Source organism: Natronorubrum thiooxidans (assembly GCF_900156475.1).
Classification (GTDB): domain Archaea; phylum Halobacteriota; class Halobacteria; order Halobacteriales; family Natrialbaceae; genus Natronorubrum; species Natronorubrum thiooxidans.
Window position 1 is genome coordinate 1 of sequence record NZ_FTNR01000039.1, and the last position, 8094, is coordinate 8094.

The 8094-nt window shown below is 49.5% G+C and carries 3 protein-coding genes and 1 pseudogene; 1 reads left to right on the top strand and 3 read right to left on the bottom strand.

Annotated features, from left to right (window positions below):
• Positions 1 to 658 precede the first annotated feature (658 nt).
• Positions 659 to 1219 (bottom strand): TATA-box-binding protein, encoded by a 561-nt coding sequence (locus BW940_RS20390; RefSeq protein ID WP_076610990.1) that lies wholly within the window; start codon positions 1217 to 1219, stop codon positions 659 to 661.
• Between the two features lie 949 nt (positions 1220 to 2168).
• Between BW940_RS20390 and BW940_RS20395 the strand changes: the two genes are divergently transcribed.
• A complete protein-coding gene (locus BW940_RS20395; protein ID WP_076610991.1) occupies positions 2169 to 3401 on the top strand; it encodes a Cdc6/Cdc18 family protein in 1233 nt (410 codons plus the stop codon).
• A gap of 567 nt (positions 3402 to 3968) precedes the next feature.
• On the opposite strand, the gene BW940_RS20400 is transcribed toward BW940_RS20395, so the two are convergent.
• Entirely contained in the window at positions 3969 to 7262 is a 3294-nt protein-coding gene (locus tag BW940_RS20400) for a KAP family P-loop NTPase fold protein (RefSeq protein ID WP_235847877.1), read from the bottom strand.
• A gap of 436 nt (positions 7263 to 7698) precedes the next feature.
• Positions 7699 to 7991 (bottom strand): annotated as a pseudogene (locus BW940_RS22285) (hypothetical protein).
• Positions 7992 to 8094 lie beyond the last annotated feature (103 nt).

Consider the following 8094-nt stretch of genomic DNA (forward strand, 5'->3'; position numbering starts at 1 on the left):
CGCGATGAGTGTGTGTCGAGTTCATCCTGTTTCACAGTACAGCGTGGTGTCAATTGAACATGTCGATAGAAATTCCAACAAAGTGGAATGCATGGGAATACTCACAAGTGACGGCGCGTATCCACGGGCTGAAGCCCGTGGTATTGCGCCTGTTCAGCGTATAATAATAACCCTCAGTCCTATTTTTGTCTAGTCATGTATGACTGAATATCTGACTGGTTCAGAAACTCGTTTCTACAGTTCACTTCACACAATCGACAACACAGCGGCTGGGCACGCAGTTTCGAGTGACATGAGTCGCGCCCAGTGTACGGTCAGTCGCCAGACCACGCGATTGCGTCGGGGCTGCGCATCTCAAGGATGCCAGTATTGAATGCGGCGAGCGTCGCTTGTCTTGTCTGCTCGAGGACCGGATCGACGTCCTTCCACAGCGCTTTACCAGAAATGAGGCGAGAATTCCCCTTCCTCAAGGAGCGAATGGAGCATCGCGGAGTGAGCGAGTAGGGAGGGGTAGTTCACCATGGGTCGCTCCGTGAGCGTGCTCGAGCCATCCAGATCAGTTCGCCGCAGTGATACAGCGGAATCGCGGGGTATCGATCTCGGCTACCTTGCAGCCCCATACGACCATAGCGCCGAGTCTCACGATATCTGGTCGGCGTCACTCGAGCAAGCCGAGATCCTCGAGACGCTTGACGATCACGTCGACGGCCTGCCTGGCGTCATCTACCCTCTTCCCACCAGTGACGACCAGCTTTCCGGAGCCAAAGAGGAGGGCAACGACCTCAGGCTCGTCAAGTCGATAGACTAGTCCAGGGAACTGCTCTGGTTCGTACTCGATATTCTCGAGACCGAGCCCGATCGCGATCGCGTTCAGGTTGAGATTGCGGCCAAGGTCAGCACTGCTGACGATGTTCTGGACGATAATCTCTGGATCCTCCTCAACTTGAATATGGAGGTCACGGAGCTCATCGAAGACGATCTCCAGACTCTCATGGACGTCATCAGTGCTTTTTGCACCAGTACAGACGATTTTTCCCGACCGGAATATCAGTGCAGCGGACTTGGGATTCTGGGTACGGTAGACGAGTCCAGGAAATTGTTCAGGGTCGTAGTCAGCCCCCTCGAGGTCCATTGCGACACTCTGGAGGTCAAGTTCCTGCCCGATGCCAGTCGACGCCACGACATTCTCGATATTGATGGATTCCTTTGGATCCGTCATAAGTCGGTAAAAAAGACGTATTTAAGACTTATAAAACTCCGTACTACTACCGTGGGCGCATATTTTGGTATTCTCTACCACAGTAGACGCCGAACCTAATTCACGATGCTACTGGTGAGGTTGTCTATAATGAAGCATGGGATTTCCTCGCTACCGTAAGATGATGCACCCCACACACCCCGGGTGTCGAGTGTAAACCAGTGAGATTGGACGGTATAGTTTATTTCTGGGTCGTTCAGAGAAGGAGGCAATGCTGGAATTAGACGTGCTCTCGCCCTAAGGAAAGAAAATAACGGAGAGACCATGCAAGCAGATCTACGAACACTTCTAGAATTTCACGTCTCAGCTACACTCCTGAAGAGCATATAAAGACACGTTTGATTCCGATCTTAAGTTACAACTTCTACACCCATGTATTGCGATTCTGTATCTCAAATACTACCGGAACAATAAACTATATAATTAGTTTCTAGCTAGTAGTAGTAGAGTACTGTGGAATCTTAATCACAGCTGTTCTTCAACACTCCCATTGCAGGAATTCTCTACTTAGAGACTCATACAGAATCATCATTAAGAGAACTAGCTACCCACTATTTTGTCAGTTTACACTCGACACCCGGGGTGTGTGTGTTCTCGCGATCGTCGACATCTACTCTCCGATCTGATTTTGAGCTGCCGTTGGTGACTCACACGCACATATCAACTGTTACACTCGACGCCCGGGGTACGTTGATCAGATCATGTCAACTGTTACACTCGACACACGGGGTTTGAGAACCTCTTATTGTTTAATAGCAACAGTCTATTTTATTCTTGCTTAGAACATCTATATCTACTGTTTATTGAAGGATACACTCGACACCTGGTGTGGAAAGAGCACATAGATTTATATAGGACACCGACCGTCGTGTGTAACAGTGAAGTGGACTCTCGGAGGTCAATCACAAGGATGAGCGACGAGACACAGAGCTCTCTTGATTCAATTTGGCAAAGCGAAGACCAGATCTTCGCGAACAAGGAGCTTCTTGATATCGAACACATTCCGGACGAGGAGAGAATCATTGGTCGCGACGATGAAATCTCGAATGTTGCAAACAGTATCCATCCAGCAATTCAAGGAGGTAAGCCACGGAATACGCTGATTTATGGCAAAACAGGGACAGGAAAAAGCTTAGTCGCCAAACACGTTACTCAGAGTGCCGAACGTTTCGCTCAGAAAGAGGGAACACACCTAAATCGAGCGTATATCGACTGCACGCAGACGACGACAGAAACGCAAGTGGTAATAAAGCTTGCCCGGTCGTTCAATGACCCAAAAAAAACAGATATCTCTGTGCCACTTTCTGGACTGTCTACAAACGCGTACTACGATCGGCTCTGGAGGATTCTTGACGAGTTGCATGATGTTGTCATCATCATCCTCGACGAGATAGACAAACTCCAGGAGAACAACGTGCTAATGCAACTCTCTCGAGCTGGGGAGGCTGGTAAACTCGAGTCGTGCAAAGTCGGGATAGTCGCTATCAGTAACAAGATTACTTTCAAAGATAGTCTCGATGAACGAGTCCTCAGTAGTCTGCAGGAGCGTGAGTTTATTTTCCCTCCATATGATGCAAATCAGTTGCGCGAAATTATGCGTCATCGAGAAGACGCCTTTCAGGAGGACGTTCTTAGTAATGAGGTGATCCCACTGGCTGCCGCGTTCGCTGCACAGGAACACGGCGATGCTCGAAAAGCACTTGACATTCTTCGAAACGCAGGTGAACTTGCGAAAGATGATGGTAGTGACCAGGTTCTTGAAGAGCACGTCAGGGATGCCCGTGAACAGGCGGATATCGATCGATTCTCGAAACTACTTCAAGACCAGCCGACTCAATCGAAGGCAGCTGTCTACGCACTCTCGTCACTTGCAGATGGTCTGAAGGAAGAAGAGTTCTCCACCCGCGAGATCTACGAGCAGTACGAACAGCTCACGAAGACGCTCGACATAGATGCACTCTCTCAGCGCCGGATGGCTGACAGACTGAATGAACAGGTGTTCCTCGATATTTTGGGGATCACAGATCGTGTCGGTCGTGGTCGTGGCAAAGGAATGACGAACTTCTACTACCTACTTGAGGATCCAGAAGTTGTACAGTCTGCTATCAAGTCTGATCAACGTTTTTCTGACGTGAAAATATAGTGCCATTTTTCTATTTACACTCGACACCTGGGGTCCCAGATGGCTGAGTTTTCGACCCCGTTTCTCTTGTAAAGCTATCTATCCGCGAGGGGACCTCTAGTTGGTGTCTTCGAGTGCTTACACTCGACACCCGGGGTGTTCGAGTCGAGTCTCTGTTGTCGAACCCTTGAGAGGATTTATCATTTATTGGGCTCTGATGAATCACTAGATAGCGGCGACCTACTGTAACAATAGATAGTAGCGCGATTTTTCATTCTGAACTGTAGTTGAAACTGAACCAGGCAGTTCGGTAACTACGTCTACGAACTGCCCACTGGACATTCTACCAGTTACAATAGATGTTCTCGCTGCTGTGCAAGATACAGAGCGCGAATCGGCTATCGGTCGGTTTCCGCCACGGGGTCTACTGAACGGCAGATGCAGATGACGAACGAGGACGGATTCTGATCACTCAGGTTGACTCCGCCAGTGATATTGCAGGTTCGCTGTGAAAGCCCAGGCGCAGCAGCAATTGGACAATTGGACGATTCTGTCTACGTGTTCAGTCGTTCCTAGGCCCCTTCTAACCTATTTTCCGTCAATTTCTCCGGTTTTCTCCAAGGCATCGATTAGATTCTTAGCGCTTTGGTGGATCCGGTTATTATTATTGTTCCCGATCAGGCTCTCAAGCCGTGTCAAGGTCTGCTCCTCTTTACCGTAGTATTCGGGGAACTCTGCCAGCTTGTCGATAAGGGTCGAAACGTGGTTGTTGTTCAAATTGCTCCCTTCGAATGTATCGGAAAGGCGTTCAACCACCCACTCGCCATCATCCTCATCAACATGTCCCGTCTGTACAAGCGAACTGAAGACATCGACCAACGGGAAGAGTCGGTTATGCTGAGGGTTCCCTGAAAGCTCCGACCGCAATTGACTCCGAAGATTTCTGGCTACAGTCATCTTCCGATCCGGCTCGATCTTACCCTCAATCTGATTCCAAATATCTTCGAAGGCCTGGTGGTCATTCCGATCGCCGGACAAGAGCGAATCCAATCGTTTGATGAATCCTTCCTTGTCTGGATCCTCCAACCGATTATACGCTGCTGCCTCAGCCCGAAGATAAGTCTTCGTCTGATTGGTGTTGGCGCTGCTAATCCGGCGCTGACAGCACTCCAAGACAGGATCTTGGACCTCCTCAAATCGGTCCGGATACTCCGAGAAAATCTGGGCAGCCATCAGATTTTGCGTATGATCATTATCCTCTGTAAGCCGTTTCACCATTTCGAAGAGCTGGTCATCATACTCTTCGGGGATAGCAGGGATCAGAGTCTCCGCCACCCAATTAGCATTGCTAAGAGGCTCCGGAACTCGGTCTAGAACACTCTCCACGGCTTGTTTATCGTCGAGGATATCCACTTCTTGGTTCGAAGCGTGGTTGATGATCTGCTGGGTGTTCCGCTGATTCCATCGACTAAGTAGGTCAGCAACCCAATCTCCAAAGTCCTCACGGGTACCTGCATCATATGACTCATAGAAATTGATAGCCACCTTCACCATATGCACATCTTGACCCGAAGAGGATACCCTCTGCTTCAACTCACGGAACAAACGCGAACCGGTATCTAAGGTGACCTGCCCCTCTAACTGACTCAGCTCCTGCCGGAGCTGGTTATAATACTGACCCTCATTCTCGTTATCCACGTCACTTTCCAGATTGAGAAGTTCTTCGACGAAGTACTGCCGTCCACGCGGCTGGGCCTGACTATCGAACTGTTTGTAGTGCTCGGTTTCATTGAACCGGTTCCGCCTCCCATCCCACGTTACAAATGTTGCGGCACGCTCCAACAACTTCGGCGTAACCAACTTCTTCGACTCCTCCCCACGACTCAAGGTATCAAGCGCACCCTCAAGTTCACTATTACCCAAGTTTAGGAGGGACGAACACAGACTTTTGGCAGCCGTTCGCGGGACATCCTCAGCATTTTCAACGAACACCTCCAAGACGTTTTCCCGTAATTCACCATCCGTGGCTACAGTTGCAGCAAATCGTTCGAATACCATCTTCTGATCCGGATCCGGGATGTTGAGGACCACTGGGAAGAACTCCTCAGGATCAAAATCAGTGTAGAAATCCCGCACCTGATCAAGAACAAGATATGCTCCCAGAACCCCGGCAACATTCTCTTGACCTTCTTCTCCGAGTTCGTCAAAGACAGCTACCAAGGTGTTTATCGTAGAGAAGAGCGGACCTTCTCGACCTTCCCGCGTGTAATCGTCCAAGGTAGTATCAATCGCGGCAAGATACGGGGTGAACGGTTGGTTGTCCAGCTTTACGGTTTGAAGCTCTTCACGGACCTCGTCCTCCTGGTTGGTGCGAAGGTTCTGGATCAGTGCATCCCTATCGGAAAGCGCGCTTGCGAACGATGGCTCTCCCAGCTGGAGGAACGGCTTGGGATTATCCACCGTACAACGAAGAGTCGAACGCAGAAACCGCTCTAACTCTGTCTCACTTTCCAACCCTTCTTCACCGTTCCCCAATAGTTTCTCAGTACGATCCTTACGATCTCCATCCGGTAGATCTCCTCGGAAGTAGTCATTCACGTCTTCCAAGAGGCGTGGATCATCCTGTAACTCTCTGTAGAATGAGGGGTAGTCCTCTTCAAGAACCATTATCTTGGCTAGGAAGTCCAAGTTGTCGGTGAGTCTTCCATTAGTCAAGTGGTTAGCCTCCTCCATCTGTTCAGAGAGGATTCGGAGCGTTGTCAGCCGATTCAAAGACTGATTGATCCTGCGCGGATTCCGGACATACGCCTTCGTAATTACATCCAAGACGGCGTCGTCAAATGGCTCCGCTAGTTCCTGGTTTTGAGATTTGGCATATTCCTCGATATCTTCATCGATGAAGTCTGGAATCCGGATGTGGGTCTGGAAGAACTTACGCAGGAACTCGCGCTCGTTAAGTTGCACCTCGAAGTAATCTCCTTCAGTATCGATCGATTCGATGTGGCTCTGAAGCGCCTGGTCATCACACGGAACAATGTAGATACAGTCTTCGCTCTGTAGGAAGGTTTTCAATGAAACTAGGACATCGTAGACTGTATCGCTCTCACACCGATCCAGGTTATCAATTGAGATCAGGACCTTATCCGCATCCGTCTCCTCAAGAATATCATCGAACAGTTGTTCGTACGCCCCCGACCATTCCTTACGGGGGTGTTTTCGTCGAAGAGCAGTGGTCGCCTGTCGTACTTCTCCAGCCATAAAGATGAACACAGAGACGAATAACGGGAAGAGAAATGCACTTAGAATACTGTTAATCGAGGAAATCGTTGGATCCGCGATCTCAACAAGACCTACAATGTTTAGTAGATTCACCATAGCCCCAACTATGATGATACCCAATATGAGGAGAGTAGTACCGCCAACGAGTGGGGACTCCGTAATGATTCGCTCTGCCTCTTCCCAAGCAGACAAATCTTCCCCACGTTGTTCCTCCTCAATATCGTAGAGTTTCCGCGTAATCTTATCCTCGCCAAGTACGGCATCACTGCCTTCTTCGTCAGTCTGACCGGTCCTATTGCCGATCGCTTGGTCCAGATTCAGTAGTAGGTCGGTTCGTATCGATTCTTCGGCGTGCTTCCACGCATCGAATTCTACGCAGACGTAATCGGTCTCCGCGTCTCGAAGACGGGAGTATAGCATCCGGATGATTGAGGTCTTCCCGGATCCCCATTCTCCGAACACTCCGATGTTCCACGGCGGATCCGCGTCTTCAACCATCCGCTCCAAAGTATCAACATACTCCTGGTGCCGGAACTCGTCCTCATCAACATTTTCGATAGGAGAATCAGAGAGATAACGATTTTCGTCTTCTTCAGCATTCATATCAACACATGCCACACTCGAATGATAAAAATCCAATGTATCGAGAGAATGCAGAACGCTAAAAACTGAGTTCAACCCAGACTGCGCTCTTAGATAGGTCTCTATAACACACTCTAGCGATTCCTCCTGTGCAAGAATCCTGTACGTGTCAAAGTCACGTGCAAGGAACATTCTCTATATGCAGCAGTCAGTTTCTGACACCGATCCGAGAGATGGATAGCTACTCTGGTACCGCCTTCCCCTGTACTGAACGCGAGTTTCATACCTCACACTGAATAAAGAAACCGTGCTACCACCTACTGGTAAGAAAGCACATTGCTCGAGATATCACGTTGGAACGATTGTAACTGCACCCTCGAGGAACCTAGTGGTGACGAACTGATTGGCCGGTCTCAGGAGGATAGCGAGACACTACAACTCGGCGCAGCATGGCGATTCACCAGAGCCATTTATTGGGGTTGACTGTCCCTTTGTACTTGGATTTGATTTTATCGCCCCCTCGCCACTGCCAGTCGTAGTAGCAGTCGTCGTTGATCTCCTTGGTCGTGAGTGTCGCTTTTGACGGGATGTCCGCGGACGATTGCTTGGCCGTTCTTTGACCTCACTTTCATTTGCTTCTCTAGCAAGCCGTTCTTCGTGTGCCTGGTATTCAGCGAGTTCCTCAGCGTAGCTGGCAACATGACGAAGGAATTCGGGCGAGTAGTCGTCAAGTGTGTCGACATTTAACAGAACTTCTCATACTGTCGGCTGAATATTCTTTAGGCTAGAGTGTGATTATAGGGTATGTCCACGCTTGATGCCGCCACCCTCGACGACCTCCGCGACGCTCTCG